Annotated in this window: 15 protein-coding genes; 8 read left to right on the top strand and 7 right to left on the bottom strand. The window is 66.0% G+C overall.

Translation table 11 applies throughout. The features are described from left to right. The gene (rdgB, locus tag A7V84_RS01955) at positions 1-624 is read right to left on the bottom strand and encodes an RdgB/HAM1 family non-canonical purine NTP pyrophosphatase (protein WP_025516341.1); all 624 of its coding nucleotides are present in this window, start codon (positions 622-624) and stop codon (positions 1-3) included. 129 nt (positions 625-753) lie between these two features. Between rdgB and A7V84_RS01960 the strand changes: the two genes are divergently transcribed. Beyond that, positions 754-2,556, top strand: a complete 1,803-nt coding sequence (locus tag A7V84_RS01960) for an EAL domain-containing protein (RefSeq protein WP_025516343.1) — start codon at positions 754-756, stop codon at positions 2,554-2,556. Here the strand turns inward: A7V84_RS01960 and A7V84_RS01965 are convergent. Together A7V84_RS01965 and A7V84_RS01970 are read right to left on the bottom strand one after the other, a co-directional pair. Next, complete coding sequence (locus tag A7V84_RS01965; RefSeq protein ID WP_063492240.1) at positions 2,476-4,122, bottom strand: methyl-accepting chemotaxis protein; 1,647 nt, start codon at positions 4,120-4,122, stop codon at positions 2,476-2,478. The genes A7V84_RS01960 and A7V84_RS01965 overlap by 81 nt on opposite strands. A 75-nt stretch (positions 4,123-4,197) precedes the next feature. Beyond that, positions 4,198-5,118, bottom strand: coding sequence for a LysR family transcriptional regulator (locus tag A7V84_RS01970; protein ID WP_025516346.1), 921 nt, complete (start codon positions 5,116-5,118; stop codon positions 4,198-4,200). Between the two features lie 124 nt (positions 5,119-5,242). On the opposite strand from A7V84_RS01970, the gene A7V84_RS01975 reads away from it, so the two are divergent. After that, complete coding sequence (locus tag A7V84_RS01975; RefSeq protein WP_025516347.1) at positions 5,243-6,403, top strand: acyl-CoA dehydrogenase family protein; 1,161 nt, start codon at positions 5,243-5,245, stop codon at positions 6,401-6,403. Between the two features lie 5 nt (positions 6,404-6,408). Then, positions 6,409-7,788 carry an MmgE/PrpD family protein gene (locus tag A7V84_RS01980; protein ID WP_033534680.1) on the top strand — a complete coding sequence of 460 codons (1,380 nt, stop codon included), beginning with the start codon at positions 6,409-6,411 and terminating at the stop codon, positions 7,786-7,788. 14 nt (positions 7,789-7,802) lie between these two features. Here the strand turns inward: A7V84_RS01980 and rph are convergent, their stop codons facing one another. Then, positions 7,803-8,540 (bottom strand): ribonuclease PH, encoded by a 738-nt coding sequence (gene rph / locus A7V84_RS01985; protein WP_033534679.1) that lies wholly within the window; start codon positions 8,538-8,540, stop codon positions 7,803-7,805. Positions 8,541-8,668: 128 nt separating this feature from the next. Here rph and A7V84_RS01990 point away from each other — a divergent pair, with 128 nt between their 5' ends. After that, the gene (locus A7V84_RS01990; RefSeq protein ID WP_025516352.1) at positions 8,669-9,580 is read left to right on the top strand and encodes a YicC/YloC family endoribonuclease; all 912 of its coding nucleotides are present in this window, start codon (positions 8,669-8,671) and stop codon (positions 9,578-9,580) included. A gap of 80 nt (positions 9,581-9,660) precedes the next feature. Here the strand turns inward: A7V84_RS01990 and A7V84_RS01995 are convergent, their stop codons facing one another. Both A7V84_RS01995 and cml read right to left on the bottom strand, forming a co-directional pair. Next, the gene (locus tag A7V84_RS01995) at positions 9,661-11,151 is read right to left on the bottom strand and encodes an AMP nucleosidase (RefSeq protein ID WP_025516353.1); all 1,491 of its coding nucleotides are present in this window, start codon (positions 11,149-11,151) and stop codon (positions 9,661-9,663) included. Between the two features lie 96 nt (positions 11,152-11,247). Further along, the gene (cml, locus tag A7V84_RS02000; RefSeq protein ID WP_025516356.1) at positions 11,248-12,441 is read right to left on the bottom strand and encodes a CmlA/FloR family chloramphenicol efflux MFS transporter; all 1,194 of its coding nucleotides are present in this window, start codon (positions 12,439-12,441) and stop codon (positions 11,248-11,250) included. 339 nt (positions 12,442-12,780) lie between these two features. Here cml and A7V84_RS02005 point away from each other — a divergent pair, with 339 nt between their 5' ends. Then, the gene (locus tag A7V84_RS02005) at positions 12,781-13,368 is read left to right on the top strand and encodes a C40 family peptidase (RefSeq protein WP_025516358.1); all 588 of its coding nucleotides are present in this window, start codon (positions 12,781-12,783) and stop codon (positions 13,366-13,368) included. A 34-nt stretch (positions 13,369-13,402) separates the two neighbouring features. Here the strand turns inward: A7V84_RS02005 and A7V84_RS02010 are convergent, their stop codons facing one another. Continuing rightward, positions 13,403-14,173: an SDR family oxidoreductase gene (locus A7V84_RS02010; protein WP_025516360.1), complete on the bottom strand. Its 771-nt coding sequence runs from the start codon at positions 14,171-14,173 to the stop codon at positions 13,403-13,405. Positions 14,174-14,321: 148 nt separating this feature from the next. Here A7V84_RS02010 and gmk point away from each other — a divergent pair, with 148 nt between their 5' ends. From gmk to A7V84_RS02025, 3 genes are read left to right on the top strand one after another with little or no spacing between them, the layout of a single operon-like run. Further along, positions 14,322-14,954 (top strand): guanylate kinase, encoded by a 633-nt coding sequence (gmk, locus tag A7V84_RS02015; protein WP_025516361.1) that lies wholly within the window; start codon positions 14,322-14,324, stop codon positions 14,952-14,954. Positions 14,955-14,991: 37 nt separating this feature from the next. Continuing rightward, positions 14,992-15,195, top strand: coding sequence for a DNA-directed RNA polymerase subunit omega (rpoZ, locus tag A7V84_RS02020; RefSeq protein ID WP_025516363.1), 204 nt, complete (start codon positions 14,992-14,994; stop codon positions 15,193-15,195). A gap of 23 nt (positions 15,196-15,218) precedes the next feature. Next, entirely contained in the window at positions 15,219-17,504 is a 2,286-nt protein-coding gene (locus A7V84_RS02025; RefSeq protein ID WP_033534677.1) for a RelA/SpoT family protein, read from the top strand. Positions 17,505-17,523 lie beyond the last annotated feature (19 nt).

Consider the following 17,523-nt stretch of genomic DNA (forward strand, 5'->3'; position numbering starts at 1 on the left):
CTAGAGCGCTTGCAACTTGGCCATCAGCTCACGCAGCGCCCGCGCGCGGTGGCTGACGGCATTCTTTTCTTCGGGCGCCAGTTCGGCGGCGGTCCGGCCCAGGTCGGGCAGATAAAAGTAAGGGTCATAGCCGAAACCATGCTCGCCAGCGGCAGCGTGTGCGATCTCGCCGTGCCAATGACCTTCGCCCAGCAGCGGACAGGGATCGTCCGCGTGCCGCAGCAGCGCCAGCACAGCCACGTACCAGGCACGCCGGTCGGCCTGGCCGTGCAGTCGCTCCAGCAACAACGCATTGTTCTGGGCGTCGCCCTTGGCCGCGCCCGTTTCGCGCTGCGCGTAGCGCGCCGAATAGACGCCCGGCGCACCGGCCAGGGCGCGCACGCACAGACCGGAATCGTCGGCCAGCGCCGGCAGACCGGTCACGCGGCTGGCGTGGCGCGCCTTGGCCAGGGCGTTTTCGACAAAGGTCACATGAGGCTCATCGGCCTCGGAGACACCCAGCTCGCCCTGCGGCAGCAACTCGATGCCCAAGGGCGCAAACAAAGCCGCGAATTCGCGCAATTTGCCGGGGTTGTTGGACGCCAGCACGACGCGGCGCAAAGAAGAAGGAATGGCAGCAGACATGCCGGCATTGTATCTGCCCGCGCGAGTGTCCCCAGGTGTCAATAAACATGACAAATCGCAACATTTCGGACATAAACCCCGTTCATGATGGAGCATCCCGCCGCCCAGGCGGCTCCTTTCGCCCGACGCATGACGCCCTTGCTTGATGCCCCCTCCCCGGCCGCCACTTTGCCGCGACTGCTGCAACGCCGCCACCTGCAGCCCCGCTACCAACCTGTTGTCGATCTGGGGCAGGCGCGCCTGCACGGGCACGAAAGCCTGATCCGTGGCCCCGAGGACAGTCCGTTGCACCTGCCCGATGCCTTGTTCGCCGAGGCCACCCGCCTTGGCCTGCGCAACGAGCTGGAATGGGAGTGCTTTCGGGCCGGAGCCAGCGGCTACGCCCGCCAGCAGGGTCAGGGGCGTCTGTTCCTGAACCTGTCCGGCGCCGCCATCCTCGCCTACTGGCAGCGCCACGGCACAGAGCTGGCAAGCCGGCTGCTGGCCGGCACCGGCATGCCGCCCGAACGCATCGTGATCGAGCTGACCGACCACGACCCGCGCTGCGAAGACTTGGACGAGCTGCGGCAAGCCCTGCAGGCCCTGCGCCAGCGCGGCATGAAGCTCGCCCTGGACGACTATGGAGTCGGCCACGCCAGTCTGCACCTGTGGCTGGAACTGCGTCCCGATCTGGTCAAGATCGATCGCTATTTCTTTCGCGACATCAGCCGTGACGAAAACCGCCTTGCCTTGCTGCGCGCGCTGCTGGCCGTGGCCCACCAGCTGAAGGCCGTCGTGGTCGCCGAAGGCATCGAAACCCAGGAGGACCTGCAGACTGCCGCCGACCTGGGTATCCGCTATGCCCAGGGCTGGCACCTGGGCCATCCGCAGGCTGCGCCGGCAAGCGGCCTGCCCGCCACCCTGGCGGCCAGCCTGCCTTCGACCAGCCTGTCGGCGCAATCCGGCGGCAGCGGCCGCACGGCGCTGCATCTGCGCGTGCAGGCGCCGGCCGTCTACATCGAGCGCCACAGCAACGACGATGTGCACCGGCTCTTTCAGGAGCAGCGCCTGTTGCATGCCCTGGCCGTGCTCGACGCCCGGGATCACCCCGTGGGCATCATCAACCGGCGCGATTTCCTGGAGCATTACGCCCGCCCCTACACCCGCGACCTGTTCGGCCGCAATCGTTGCGACACCTTCATGAACCCGGCGCCGGTGCTGGTGGATATCGGCACCTGCATCGACCAGCTCAGCCACGTACTGACCTCGGAAGACCAGCGCTACCTGGCCGACGGCTTCATCATCACGCGCAACGGTCGCTATGACGGGCTGGGCACCGGCGAGGCGCTGGTGCGCTCGGTTACCGAGATCCGCCTGGAAGCGGCCCGCTACGCCAACCCGCTGACCTCCCTGCCCGGCAACATCCCCATCAGCAAGCGCATTGCACAATTGCTGGATCAACCCGAAGAATTCATCATCGGCTATGCCGACCTGAACAGCTTCAAGCCTTTCAATGATGTCTACGGGTATTGGCGCGGTGACGACATGATTCTGCTGTGCGCCGAAGCGATACGGCGTCATTGCGACCCGCAGCGGGATTTCGTCGGCCATGTCGGCGGCGACGATTTCGTGATCGCCCTGCGCAGCGCCGACTGGCAGGCGCGCCTGTCGGCCAGCGTGGCCGAGTTCAATACCCGCGCCATCGGCCTGTATGACCAGCAGGCCCGCCAGGAAGGCGGCATCCATGCCGAAGACCGATATGGCAGCCTGCGCTTCTTTCCTTTCGTGACGCTGGGCATCGGCGTGCTGCGGGTGCAGCCTGCGGCGCTGGCCACCGAAGGCAGCCCGCGCGTGCTGCCCGAAGACATCGCCTCAGCGGCCGCCCATGTCAAGCGCCAGGTCAAGCAACGCAACCTCGCGATGGTGGTCGAGCCCTACCTGCACCGGCTCTGAGCGCTTCGGCGCCGCCGGCGCCTGCAATCTGAATACCGCCACCGCCTCGCGCAGGGCCTGCCCCTGCGCTTCCAGCGTCTGGGCAGCGGCGGCGGTCTGCTCGGCCATGGCGGCATTTTCCTGCGTGTCGTGATCGACCTGCGCCACCGCAGCATTCACGGCGGCGATGTCGGCAGCCTGTTGGGCGCAAGCCAGGGAAATCTCGCGCACCTCCCCCGTGACGCCCTCGACGGCCTGCACGATGCCCTCCATCATCTCGCCGGCCTGCGCCACATGGCGCGCCCCGGCGGCCACACGCTCACGCGAAGTGTCGATCAGGGTCTTGATTTCCTGGGCCGCCTGCGCACTGCGTTGCGCCAGCGACCGCACCTCGGCCGCCACCACGGCAAAACCCTTGCCCTGCGCACCTGCCCGGGCCGCCTCTACCGCCGCGTTGAGTGCCAGGATGTTCGTCTGAAAGGCAATGCTTTCCACCACGCCGACGATCTCGCCGATGCGTTCGGCCGAGGCCGAGATTGCCGCCATGCCGGATACCGCATTCTTGACCGCCTTGCCGCCGGCGCGGGCGAGCTGCGCGCCTTGCCCGACCCGCTGATTGACCGTTTCGGCGTGCGTGGCCGTCGCCGCCACGGTGTCGGCCAGGCGCAGCATGCTGGCGGCCGTCTCCTGCAGGGCCGCGGCCTGCCGCTCGGCGCGACGCGACATCTCGGCCGCGCCGCTGGCGATCTCCCCGGCGCTTTCATGCATGTGCTCGACGCCGCTGCGCACACTGAGCACCGCCTGGGTCAGCCCGCCCTGCATACGCGCCATGGCGCGATAGAGCACACCGATCTCATTCGTGCCCCGATCCTCGATGCGCTGCGTCAGATCGCCATCGGCAATGCGCCCGAAGTGCTGTCCGGCAGCGCCCAAAGGCCGCAGCACCGTGCGTCGAAAGCCCTGGCGGATCAGCAACGCCAGCAAGGCCACCAGCAGCAGCATCGCCAGTGCGCCCCAGGTCATGAAGTCCATCACCCGGGCGGCCTGCGCCAGCCGCTGCTGCCCCTGGGCGCGGGCGTAGGCCTGGTAGCCCTCCGCCGCCGCCACATAGGCATCGGTGGCCGCCGGCAGCACCCGTTCGACCAGTTGATTGGCCTGGATGCCGTTCCACCCCTGGATCGCCGCCGCCAGAGGGGCCAGGGCCTGCAACGCCAGCCCCTCATAGGCCTGCAACACCTGCCCATAGCCAGAGCCGGCCTCATCCGGGTTGGCCGCCAGCCGCGCCTGGCTCTCAGCTGCCAGCTCCAGCAGGCGGCCGGCGCGCTGCAGCGCTTCGTCGCGGCCCTCTTCGAGGCCGCCTTCCATCAGCGTCTTGGCGTCGGTCAGTTGAGCGCGCGCCTGAAACAGACGCGCCGTGGTGTCGCTCAGGGCATTGGCGCGCTCGATGTCGCCGCGCCCCAGCGCCTCGATGTGGGCGCGGTTGATGTTCAAGGCGCCCAGCCCCGCTGCAGCGCCCAGCGCGAACAGCAACACGAACACGGCCATCGTGGCGGTCAGGGCCGTAGCGACCCGCAGATTTCCAGTCATGATTCCCCATCGGCAAACGCCCCGCGAGATGCGGGTTATGCCGGAGGATTATCCCGAGCGCTGGTAACAGTTTGTTTACATCCGGGGCGCCACCAAGGCGCCGGCCGCATCTTCCACCAGGGTCTGCACCAGCGCCTGCGCAAACGCCGGCAGCGCCGCCAGGTCGCGCACGCATATATGCAGCTGCCGCACGCTCCAGTCATCGGTCAGGGGCACCACCGCAATATCCTGGTTCTGCGCCTGGCGCAACGCCACCGACTCGGGCACCACACCCAGGCCGACGCCGCTGGCCACCATGCGGCAAGCCGCTTCGAAATTACCCACTTCGATGCGAAAGCGAAACGTGCGCCCCAGCGCCGCAGCGGCCTGCAGGAGAAAAGGATGGATCGCGCTCCACTCCGACAAGCCGACGAAATCATCATTGAGGGTCTCGGCAAAGGCCACCGTCTTGCGCGCCGCCAGGCGGTGGCGGCTGGGTGCAACCAGCACCAGTCGGTCGCGCCGATACGGGATGAACTGCAGCTTGGGATCGGGCGCACAGCCGGCCACCACACCGATATCGGCAGCCCCTTCGGCCACCGCCCGCACGATCAGGTAGCTCAGGCGCTCGCGCAGCTCGACATGCACGTCCGGAAAACGCGCCAGGTAGTGCGCCAGCACCGCCGGCATGAATTCGGTGCTGGCCGTGGTATTGGCCAGTACCCGCACATGCCCCTTCACGCCCTGGGCGAACTCCTGCATCCCGCCGCGCAGCTGCTCGACCTGCTGCAGCACCAGACGCGCATGGCGGGTCAGCGCCTGGCCGGCCGGCGTCAGCGTGACCCCCTGATTATTGCGCCACAGCAACTGCGTGCCGAACTGCTCTTCCAGATTCTTCACCCGGGTGCTGGCCGCAGGCAGGGAAAGGTGGGCTTTTTCCGCCGCCCGGGTCAAGCTGTGCCAATCGCCGACATGCACCATGAGCTGCAGGTCGGTCAGGTCAAAATGGGTTGCCATGCCTGGAATATCTCGCGCGCTTCTGGCTTGGGAAAGCCGGTGTTAAGCAATGTTGAATAGGCAATTCCGCCGTGCTGCGGCAAAGTCCTGCCTGTCACCATTCAAAACAAACATCATAGCCCTCATGTCCGACGCCCAGAACGACTATCAAGACATCCGCGAAGCGGTACGCGATCTCTGCAGCCAATTTCCTTCCGAGTACTTTCGTCGCATCGACGAGGAGCGCGGCTATCCGGAAGAATTCGTCGAGGCCCTGACCAAGGCCGGCTGGCTGGCGGCGCTGATTCCCCAGGAGTACGGCGGCTCGGGCCTGGGGCTGACCGAGGCGTCGGTCATCATGGAAGAAATCAACCGCAGCGGCGGCAACTCAGGCGCCTGCCACGGCCAGATGTACAACATGGGCACGCTGCTGCGCCACGGCTCGCAGGCCCAGAAGCGCGAGTTCCTGCCGCGCATCGCCAGCGGCGAGCTGCGCCTGCAATCGATGGGCGTGACCGAACCAACCACCGGCACCGACACGACGCGCATCAAGACCACCGCCGTGCGGCGTGGCGACCATTACGTGATCAATGGCCAGAAGGTCTGGATCTCGCGCGTGCAGCATTCCGACCTGATGATCCTGCTGGCGCGCACCACCCCGCTGGAACTGGTGACGCGCAAATCCGAAGGCATGTCGATTTTCCTGGTCGACATCCACCAGGCGCTCAAGAATGGCATGGAGTTGCGCCCCATTGCCAACATGGTCAACCACGAAACCAACGAACTTTTCTTCGACAATCTGGAAATCCCGGCCGCCAACCTGATCGGCGAGGAAGGCCTGGGCTTCCGCTATATCCTGGACGGCCTGAACGCCGAACGCACCCTGATCGCTGCCGAGTGCATCGGTGATGGCTACTGGTTCGTCGACAAGGTCAGCGCCTACGCCAAAGAGCGCGTGGTGTTCGGACGCCCCATCGGCCAGAACCAGGGCGTGCAGTTCCCGATCGCCCGCGCCCACATCAATGTGGAAGCGGCCAGCCTGATGCGCTATGAAGCCGCCCGTCGCTTCGATGCGCACCAGCCCTGCGGCGCCCAGGCCAATATGGCCAAGCTGCTGGCCGCCGACGCCTCGTGGGAAGCGGCCAACGCCTGCCTGCAGTTCCATGGCGGCTTCGGCTTTGCCAACGAGTACGACGTCGAGCGCAAGTTCCGCGAAACGCGCCTCTACCAGGTCGCCCCCATCTCGACCAACCTCATCCTTTCCTATATCGCCGAGCACGTGCTTGGCCTGCCCCGTTCCTTCTGATCGCCATGACGAATACGCCTTCCTCCAATGGCTGCGCAGCCCTGGCAACCTTTGCCAGCGAACTGCGCTACGACGACATCCCGCCGGCTGTGCTGCGGCGCGCCGAAGATCTGCTGCTCGACACGCTGGGCTCCATACTTGCCGGCGCGCAGGCCCCGGCCGTGCGACACATCGCCGCCTATGCGCGCGCCATGGGGCCGGCGGACGGCCCCTGCGAGATCCTGATCGAACGGCGCGGCAGCTCCCCGCTGTTCGCGGCCATGGTCAATGCCGCTGCCGCCCACGTGGTCGAGCAGGATGACGTGCACAATGGCTCCGTATTTCATCCGGCGGCGGTGGTGTTCCCCCCGGCGCTGGCCGTGGCCCAGGCCCTGGGCGCCAGCGGCCAGGCCTTGCTGACGGCCGCCGTGGCCGGCTACGAGGTCGGCATCCGCATCGGTGAGTTCCTCGGCCGGTCACACTACAAGATATTCCATACCACCGGCACGGTAGGCACGCTGGCCGCCGCCGTGGCCGTGGGGCGGCTGCTCGAACTCAACCCCGAACAGATGTTGCACGCCCTGGGCTCGGCCGGCACCCAGGCCGCAGGCCTGTGGGAGTTCCTGCGCGATGCCGCCGACTCCAAGCAACTGCACACCGCCCACGCGGCAGCGGCAGGCTTGACGGCCGCCTATCTGGCTCGCGATGGTTTCACCGGTGCACGCGATATTCTGCAAGGGGCGCAAGGCATGGCAGCGGGCATGTCGCGCGACGCCAGTCCCGCCTGCCTGACCGACGGCCTGGGCCGTCGCTGGGCGCTGGCCGAGACCTCGTTCAAGTACCACGCCTCCTGCCGCCACACCCATCCTGCCGCCGATGCCCTGGCAGCCCTGATGCAGGAGCACGGCTTGCAAGCCGCCGACATCGCCGCCGTTCAGGCGCAGGTGCATCAGGCGGCACTGGATGTGCTGGGCCCGGTGCGCAACCCCAGCACCGTCCATCAATCCAAGTTCTCCATGGGCACCGTGCTGGCCCTCATCGCCCTCAAGGGCCGCGCCGGGCTGGCGCAATTCGACGCCGCCCTACACGATCCGGAAGTGGCGGCCTGGCGCGAACGCGTGACGATGATCCTCGATGAGGAAGTCGAGGCCGCCTATCCGCAGCGCTGGATCGGCAAGGTCAGTGTGACCACGACCGATGGGCGTGCGCTCAGCGCCCGGGTGGACGAGCCCAAGGGCGATCCGGGAAACACCCTGTCGCGCCCGGAGATCGAAGCCAAGGTGCTGAGCCTGGGCCAATATGCCAACGCGGCCAGCGCGCCGGAGATGCAAGCCTTGTCAGCGCAGATCTGGCGCCTGGCCGAACAGCCCGCCGTGGGCGTGCTGTTGCCGGCGGCCGGTCGCTAGCCGGCTGCGAGGCTTCAGGCGGCGCGCGCAGCGCGCTGCGCCGCCACCAGCCGGGCGATGCCGCCCTCGGCCAGGCCGAGCATTTCATCGAGCTGCGTGCGGGTGAAGGTGGCCTCTTCGCCGGTGCCCTGCACTTCCACAAAAGCGCCTGCGCCCGTCATCACGACGTTGACGTCGGCCTCGCAGCCCGAATCTTCCTCGTAGTTCAGATCCAGCACGGCACGCCCCTGCACCAGGCCTACCGACACCGCCGCGACGTGATCGCGAATGGGGTTGGCCGTCAGCACCCCGCGCTCCATCAGCCAATGCACGGCATCGGCCGCCGCCACCCAGGCGCCGCTGATGCTGGCGCAGCGGGTGCCCCCATCGGCCTGCAGCACATCGCAATCAAGATGCAGCGTGCGTTCGCCCAGCGCCTTGAGATCGAAGACGGCGCGCAGGCTGCGGCCGATGAGGCGCTGGATTTCCTGCGTGCGCCCGCTTTGCTTGCCACGTGCGGCTTCGCGGTCGCCGCGGGTGTGCGTGGCGCGCGGCAGCATGCCGTACTCGGCGGTGACCCAGCCCTCGCCCCGCCCCTTCAGGAAGGGCGGCACCTTCTCCAGTACGCTGGCAGTGCAGAGCACCTGGGTATGGCCCGCCGTCACCAGCACCGACCCTTCCGCATACCGCGTGAAACTGCGCGTCAGGGTGAAAGGACGCAATTCATCGGCGGCGCGGCCATCGGCGCGCAGGCATTGGGCGGCAGGGATCAAGACGGACTCCAACAAGGAAACGGAAATCAAGCCTGCATTGTACGTGTGAGGGCTGCCCCATCGGTTATCCTGCGGGCATCATTCCCGCCTTGGCGCCTTCTGGCGCCCGTTTTCCAGGATATTCCGCCATGATTCGCAGCATGACCGCGTTTGGCAACGCCCGCGTCGACCTCGAACAAGGATCGCTCGCCCTCGAATTGCGCAGCGTCAACAGCCGTTTTCTTGACCTGCACTTCCGGCTGCCGGATGAACTGCGCCACGTCGAAACGCCCCTGCGTGAGCTGCTGACCGCCCAACTGGCGCGCGGCAAGGTCGAGGTGCGCGCCAGCTTCACCCGCGCCACCGCCACCGAACTGCCGCCCCTGGATCCGCAATGGCTGGCGCGCGTGGCCGAACAGCTTGACGCCGCGCGCCGCGTGCTGCCCGACGTGGCTGCGCCGCGCCTGACCGAACTGGTCAACTGGCCCGGCATGCGCAACAACGACGCCATGGACCCGCAAGCATGGGGTGCAGCCTGCATGCAGGCTGCCCAGCAGGCCCTGGCGCAATTGCAGGAAGGCCGCCAGCGAGAAGGCGAACGGCTGGCCCAGATGATGCGCGACTGCGCCGACGGCGTGGCGCGCATCGTCGAACTGGTCGAGGCCCATCTGCCGCAACTGTTGGCCGATCACCGCGAAAAGCTGATCACCAAGCTGCGCGACAGCCTGGAAGCGGCCTTTCCTGCCGGTTTCGCTCACATCAGCGGCGCCGAGCTCACCGAGCGCGTGGCCCAGGAGGCCGGCCTGTTTGCCCTGCGCATCGACGTGGCCGAAGAATTGTCGCGACTGCGCTCGCACCTGGAAGAACTGCAACACCTGCTGACCGGCAAAGCCAAGGCCAAGGGCAGCGCCGGCAAGCGCCTGGACTTCCTTTTCCAGGAAATGAACCGCGAAGCCAACACCCTGGGCTCCAAGGCCGGAAGCCTGGAGGTCACCCGCGCGGCCATGGACCTCAAGCTGCTGATCGAGCAGATGCGCGAACAGGCGCAGAACCTGGAGTGATCCCTGACGGCGGGCGCCATCTCCGCGGCCCGCCGCCTGCCTACGCCAGACGCCCGCTGCTGCCACAGACGTGGCACGGGCTATTGAAACGCCGTTTCCATGAACGAGCGCAGTTTGCGTGAATGCAGCCGTTCCGGGGGCATCTGGCGCAAGAGTTCAAGCGCCCGGATGCCGATTTCCAGATGCTGATTCACCTGCCGCCGATAGAAGGCGCTGGCCATGCCCGGCAATTTCAGTTCGCCATGCAAGGGCTTGTCGGACACGCACAGCAAGGTGCCGTACGGCACGCGGAACCGGAAGCCATTGGCCGCGATGGTGGCTGACTCCATGTCCAGCGCGATCGCGCGCGACTGGCCAAAGCGCTGCACCAGTTCGCCCTGGTCGCGCAGCTCCCAGTTGCGGTTGTCGATGGTCGCCACCGTGCCGGTGCGCATGATGCGCTTGAGATCCCAGCCCGACAGCCCCGCGACCTGCTGAACGGCCTGCTCCAGCGCGACCTGCACTTCGGCCAGGGGCGGCACCGGCACCCAGGTGGGCAGATCCGCATCCAGCACATGGTCATCGCGCACATAGCCATGCGCCAGCACATAGTCACCCAGGCGTTGCGAATCGCGCAGCCCGGCGCAGTGCCCCAGCATCAACCAGGCATGCGGACGCAACACGGCGATATGGTCGGTGATCGTCTTGGCGTTGGACGGCCCGACCCCGATATTGACCAGCGTGATGCCGGAGTGATCGGGGCGCGTCAGGTGGTAGGCCGGCATTTGCGGAAGGCGTTGCGCGGGATCCGGCGGCGCAGCCGTCTCGCCCCGACGGGTGACGCGATTACCCGGCTCGATCAGGGCATCGTAGTCGCCGCCGCCCTTGGCCATCAGTTCGCGGGCGCGCGCGCAGAACTCGTCGACATAGAACTGATAATTCGTGAACAGCACGAAGTTCTGAAAATGCGACGGCGCCGTCGCGGTGTAATGCTGCAGGCGATGCAGCGAATAATCCACGCGGGTGGCGGTAAAAGGCGCGAGCGGATTCGGCTCGCCTTCGCGCCCACGCCAGGACCCGTTCACGATCGCATCGTCGGTCACGGCGAGATCCGGCACGTCGAACAGATCGCGCAAGGGACGCTTCAAGCGCTCCAGGTGTTCGCCTTCGACATAGGTGCCCTCGGGAAAGGCAAAATGCAGCGGAATGGGCATATCCGACTCGCCCACCTCCACCGGCACGCCATGGTTCTGCAGCAGCAGGCCGATCTGCTCCAGCAGATAATCGCGAAACAGCGCCGGCTGGGTAATCGTGGTCTGATACTGCCCCGGCTCGGCCACATGCCCATACGACAAGCGGGAGTCGATCGGATCATAGGTCTGGACTGCAATACGGATGGCCGGATAGCAAGCCCGCACCCGCCCCTGCTGCTCCTGCCCGCCAAGCACCTGCCTGAAGGCCTCGCGCAGGAATGCCGTATTGCGGTCATAGATTTCGATCAGGCGCTCCACGGCGGCGCGCGCATTATCGAAGCGCGCAAACGGCACCGGCGGCGGGCGATGAAAATGGCTGGCGGAATAGACTGCGCTCATAATCGTTGTTCCTGCGGTGCGCGCCAAACGGCGCGGATTGCCCCGGATTATGCCCCATGTGCATGACGCTCCCGCATCTGCTGCGGGGCTTGCGCATCAAACCTTTTTCAAGCGGCTGAACGCTGCGAGGCTGGCTGCCGGCATCAGCACACAGTATGCCGCCAGCGGCCCCGCGCTGCCGTCGTCGAAAAGCGCCAGCAACGTCGTGCCCACCACGGCTACCAGCAGGCTTTGCAGGCCATAGTAAAGCGCCACCGCGAGGCCGGCCGCGGCGCCGAAATCAGCCAGCGCTCCATTGGCCGTCACGCTGACCATCAATACCAGCCCGGCTGCGGCGATCCACATGGGGACCACGAAACACAGGAACAGCGGCCCACCGATCCATGCCGCGCCGCCCAGCGACAACCCCGCTGCAAGGATCAATGCCGCCCCGCTGGCAAAGCAAGCCGCGTGGCCCCATCGCTGCACGGCGCGCCCGGCCAGCCGGGACACGACCAGCATGACCCCGGCCACGGACGCAAAAGCGAGGCTGAAACTCAGCCCGTCGTAGCCGCCACGTCGCATCAAGACGCCGGGCGCGCTTGAAAAGAATACGAAGAATGCCCCCATCGCCGTGGCGAAACCCAAGGTATGCACCAGAAAGCTCCGGTTGCACATTATCCGCGCCACCCGGATGCGACTGTCGGTCGCCGGCGACACCCGGGTCTCGGGCCATCGCCGCCAGGCACGCCAGCCGCTCGCGAGGGACAACAAAGCCAGCATCCAGAAGATCGCGCGCCATCCCGCCCACGCGTCCACAGCAGCGCCGAGCAAAGGACCCAGAGCAGGGACAAAAGCCAGCATGGCGCTGAAAAGCCCGTAGATCGTGGCGCTTTCGGGCCGTTCAGCGTAGACATCGCGCACCGTGGCGAAGGTCGCCACCAGCGCGGCCGAGGCGCCCAGGGCCTGCGCAATGCGCCAGGAAAGAAAGCCCGCGCCACTGTCGGCCAGGGCCATCCCTACGGAGGCAACGGCATAGAGACTGGCGCCGCCCAACAGAATGGGGCGCCGGCCGCAGCGATCGGACAAGGGGCCGAATATCAATTGGCCGCAGCCCAGGATCAAGAGATAGAGACTGAGGGTCAGCTGAATCAGAAATGCCGAGGTGTCCAGCGCTTGGGGCATGCCCGCCACCACGGGCAGGTACACATCCATGGCCAGAGAGGCCAGCAGATCGAAAGGCGCCATCAGCACCAGCGCGCCAAAGAGCGAAGCGGGCCAGGGACGAACAGGAGAGAAACAGACAGGCATGACAAGACATCCGTACAGACATGAGGATCTGACGGCGAACTGTCCTGAGCCGGAACCAGCCGAGGGCGATCGCCGCAATAACGAAACAACGGTTATTGCGGCTTAGCGAAGTGCGAGAGACACCATTAATGAAGGAGGCTGATAAAAATCACGGAACCGATGATAGCCGCGGTTTATAACCAAGACTCACTGACGCATTCCGCATAAATCGAAAAAAAGTGTAATGAAATACGTTTTTCCGGCCCTTGGCGAGAAGCCCGCTGGTAAGGTTGTGCCTTGCCGCCGGCTTGCACGTCCGTCCAGCCATCCGCTCAACACTTTGCTGTCCAAAGTGCCGCAATGACTCCACCAACGCGAAAAGTCCTCCGACAACGGTCCTGGCTTGCAGGGCTGTTCTGCGCCCCTCTGATGGCGCTTGCCCTGCCCTTCGCCGCCCAGGCCATGCCCGAACCCGTGGCGCTGTCCTCCATCAAGGGGCTGCGCGCCATAGACCAGCCCACCGTCCCGACACTGCGCGACCGCATCGTCCAATCCGGCCTGGACAAGCTCGGCACCCCCTACACCTGGGGCGGCAACGATCCCATCGATGGTTTTGACTGCAGCGGCCTGACGTTGTTCGTCTTTCGCGAAACCGCCGGCATCGACCTGCCCCGCACCTCACGCGCGCAACGCCAGAGCGGCGAATCCATCGCCCGCAAGGATCTGCGCCCCGGCGACCTGGTGTTCTTCGCCACTGCCCGTCGTGGCGTAACCTCGCACGTCGGCATCTATATCGGCCAGGGCCAGTTCGTCCATGCCCCCTCGCGCGGCAGCAAGGTACGCGTCGACCGCCTGGACAACAGCTATTGGTCCAAGCGCTACATGGGTGCGCGCAGCTACGTGCAGGATCCCCAGCGCCAGCAACTGCTGGCCGCCAGCCGCCCCTGACAGGGCGGGCAGCCCGCCCGCTCCCGATGCCGGATCAGCCTCGCCCCACAAAGGGCATATTGGTAGCCATGATGGTCATGAACTGCACGTTCGTGTCGAGCGGCAGGCGCGCCATGTCCAGCACGGCCTTGGCCACGTGCGCCACGTCCATGCGCGGCTCCGCGCGGGTGGTGCCGTCGGCCTGCAGCACGCCCTTGGCCATCCGGTCGGTCATGTCGGTAGCGGCGTTGCCGATATCGATCTGGCCGCAGGCAATACCGTAGGCGCGGCAATCCAGCGAAATCGACTTGGTCAATCCGGTGACCGCGTGCTTGGTTGCCGTATAGGCAATGGAGTAAGGCCGCGGCGCATGCGACGAGATGGAGCCATTATTGATGATGCGCCCGCCTTGCGGCTGCTGCGCCTTCATCAAGCGGATGGCCGCCTGTGCGCACAGAAACATGCCGGTCAGATTGGTATCAACCACGGAACGCCAGACCTCGACCGGCAGATCTTCGATCGGCACAGCCGGTCCATTGCGCCCGGCATTGTTGAACAGCACATCCAAACGGTTGTACTCGCGCTGGATCTCGTCGAACAGGGCGCGGACATCGGCCTCCTGGGTCACGTCGGTGGGTACCACGAGGGCACGCACGCCGTCTTCGCCGGCCGCAATACGGGTTTCTTCGAGAGGCTCACGCCGGCGACCGGCCAGCACGACCTTGTAGCCCCGGGCCAGAAACTCCAGCGCCACGGCACGCCCGATACCCGTGCCGGCACCGGTAACCAGAGCCACGCGCGAGCCCGGTATTTCTTGGGATTGCATCATCTTCCCCTATCATCTGTTGGACGCGGCAATCCTACCCCAATCCCGGCATGACGACTGCAAGCGCCCGTGACAAGGCGCGCGGCGCTTTCCCCCCGGGCGGACGATTTGCTATGCTTCGCCTCTCGCTACGCGCCTGTTTCACATCATGTCCGCACCTTCCGGCAATGTCTTTATGGTCGTCGCGCCCAGCGGCGCCGGCAAATCCAGCCTGGTTCGCGCGCTGCTCGCGCAGGACCCCTCCATCATGCTGTCCATCTCCTGCACTACGCGCGCGCCGCGCCCGGGCGAGCAGGACGGCCGCGAATATCGGTTCGTGAGCAAGGAGGATTTCCTGGCCCAGCGCGAGGCCGGCATGATGCTGGAGTGGGCCGAGGTTCACGGCAATTACTACGGCACGCCGCGTGATCGCATCGACGAGGCCATCGCAGCCGGGCGCGACGTGCTGCTGGAAATCGACTGGCAGGGCGCGCGCCAGGTGCGCCAGCGCTATCCGCAGGCCATCGGCGTTTTCATCCTGCCGCCTTCCATCGAAGAGCTCGAATCGCGCCTGAAGGCGCGGGGTCAGGATTCCGAGCAAGTGATCTCGCGCCGTCTGCTGGCGGCGGGCGGAGAAATCGCTCACGCGCCGGAATGCGAATATGTTATTATTAATCAAGAATTTAGCGTAGCCCTCTCGGAGCTGTTACAGATCATCAGCGCCGCGCGGCTGCGTTTTTCGTCTCAGGCCCTGCGAAATGCCGATTTGTTTGCGCAACTCGGCATCCCCGCAAGTCACTGAAGCGTTCGTCCCCTACACCCCGAATTCAGGTATTTCCATGGCCCGTATCACTGTCGAAGATTGTCTGAACCAGATTCCCAACCGCTTCAAGCTCACCCTGGCGGCGACTTACCGTGCGCGTGAACTGGCCCAGGGTCACGCCCCGCGCCTGGACACCAAGGACAAGCCCACCGTGACCGCGCTGCGCGAGATCGCCTCGGGCCTGACCGGCCTGGAAATGCTGCGTAAAGTCCCGACCTGATACGAGCCGGGAGGGCGGCAGGCATGGCTTTTCCCGGACTGAAGCACGCATCTTCAGGACTCCTCGCGGCGCTGCGCGCCGGCTCCCGGCTGGGCCGGCGTGGCAGCAAGAAAAACGCCAAGCAACCGCCCCAGGCCGATGTGGCGGCCGTTGAGGCCAGCGCATCGCCCATTGCGTCGCTGGCGCCGCTGACGGAAATCATCAGCACCTATCTCAAGCCTGCCGAAGTCGAGCGGGTGCGCGAAGCCTACCGCTTCGCCGACCAGGCCCATCTGGGCCAGTTCCGCGCCTCCGGCGCGCCCTACATCTCCCACCCCATCACCGTCACGGAAATCTGCGCCGGCTGGAAACTCGACGCCAATGCGCTGTCTGCCGCCCTGCTGCACGACGTGATGGAGGATCAGGGTGTCAGCAAGCAAGAACTCGCCGAGCGCTTCGGCCCGGAAGTCGCCGAACTGGTCGACGGACTCTCCAAGCTGGATCGCCTGGACTTCGCCTCCAAGGCTGAACAGCAGGCCGAGAGCTTTCGCAAGATGCTGTTGGCGATGGCGCGCGACGTGCGCGTCATCCTCATCAAGCTGGCGGACCGGCTGCACAACATGCGCACGCTGGACGCCGTCAATCCCGAGAAACGCCGCCGCATTGCGCGCGAAACCCTCGAGATCTACGCGCCCATCGCCCATCGTCTGGGCCTGAATCTGCTGTTCCGAGAACTGCAGGATCTGTGTTTTGCCGCGATGTATCCCAACCGCTACCAGGTGCTCTACCGGGCGGTGCTGGCCGCGCGCGGCAACCGGCGCGAGGTCATCAGCAAAATCGAGGACGCGGTGCGTGCCGCGCTGCCGGCTGCCGGTATCGAGGCCGAGGTCACCGGACGCGAGAAAACGCTCTACGGCATCTACCGCAAAATGGTAGAGCAGAAAAAGAGCTTCTCCGAAGTGCTGGATATCTATGGCTTCCGGGTCATCGTCCACACGCTGCCGGAGTGCTATCTCGCGCTCGGCACCCTGCACCAGCTCTACCGCCCGGTGCCAGGCAAGTTCAAGGACTACATCGCCATTCCCAAGGTCAATGGCTACCAGTCCCTGCACACCACGCTGGTGGGCCCCTATGGCACGCCGGTGGAATTCCAGTTCCGCACGCGCGACATGCATCACGTGGCCGAAGAAGGCGTGGCCTCGCACTGGCTCTACAAAGACGCCGACCTGACGCTCAACGAACTGCAGAAACGCACGCACCAGTGGCTGCAGTCGCTGCTCGACATCCAGAGCCAGACGGGCGACTCCGGCGAGTTCCTGGAACACGTCAAGGTTGACCTGTTCCCCGACGCGGTCTATGTCTTCACGCCGCGCGGCAAGATCATTTCCCTGCCTCGTGGCGCCACGCCGGTAGATTTCGCCTACGCCATCCACACCGACATCGGCAATCAGGCGGTGGCGGCCAAAATCAACAATGAGTTCGCACCGCTGCGTACCGCGCTGGCCAGCGGCGACACGGTCGAGATCATCACTTCGCCGGCCTCGCGCCCGAATGCGCAGTGGCTCAACTACGTGCGCACCGGCAAGGCGCGCTCCGAGATCCGCCACTTCCTGCGCACCGTGCGCTATGAAGAGTCGGTCGCCTTTGGCGAACGCCTGCTCAGTCAGGCCATGCAGGAGCTGCACCTGTCGATGCCGGCCAGCGACGATCCGGCCTGGGAAAAACTGGCCCGCAGCAGCGGCGCCATCTCCCGCGACGAGATCCTGGCCGACATCGGTCTGGGCAAGCGCCTGGCTGCGGTCGTGGCGCGCCGCTTCGGCCCCGAACACGATCTGGTGGCCACCACGGCCGCTGCGGTCGACCAGATCACCTCGGCGCGCGCCGCCCCCATCCTGATTCAGGGCAGCGAAGGCCAGGCGGTGCAGCTGGCGCCTTGCTGCGGCCCACTGCCGGGCGACCCCCTCATTGCAGGCATGCGTCTGGGCCACGGCCTGGTGGTGCATACCGCAGACTGCCCTGTGGCCATCCGTCAGCGGCTGCGGGAGCCCGACCGCTGGGTGACGGTCGCCTGGGACGAAGACACCGCCAAGCATCTGTCCACCCGGCTGGATATCGTCACGCGCAACGAGCGCGGCGTGCTGGGCCGCATTGCTGCCGAAGTCACGGCGGCCGATGCCAACATCGTGCACGTCACGATGCACGATGACGCCGTCTCCACGGTTTCGCTGCATCTGACCGTGCAGGTCGACAGCCGCAAGCATCTGGCCCAGGTGATCCGGGCGATCCGGCACGTGCCGCAGGTACAGAAAATCGTTCGCGTCAAAGGCTGAGGAACGCCACCGAGCCGCA

The sequence above is a fragment of the Bordetella trematum genome (genome assembly GCF_900078335.1).
GTDB lineage: Bacteria > Pseudomonadota > Gammaproteobacteria > Burkholderiales > Burkholderiaceae_B > Bordetella > Bordetella trematum.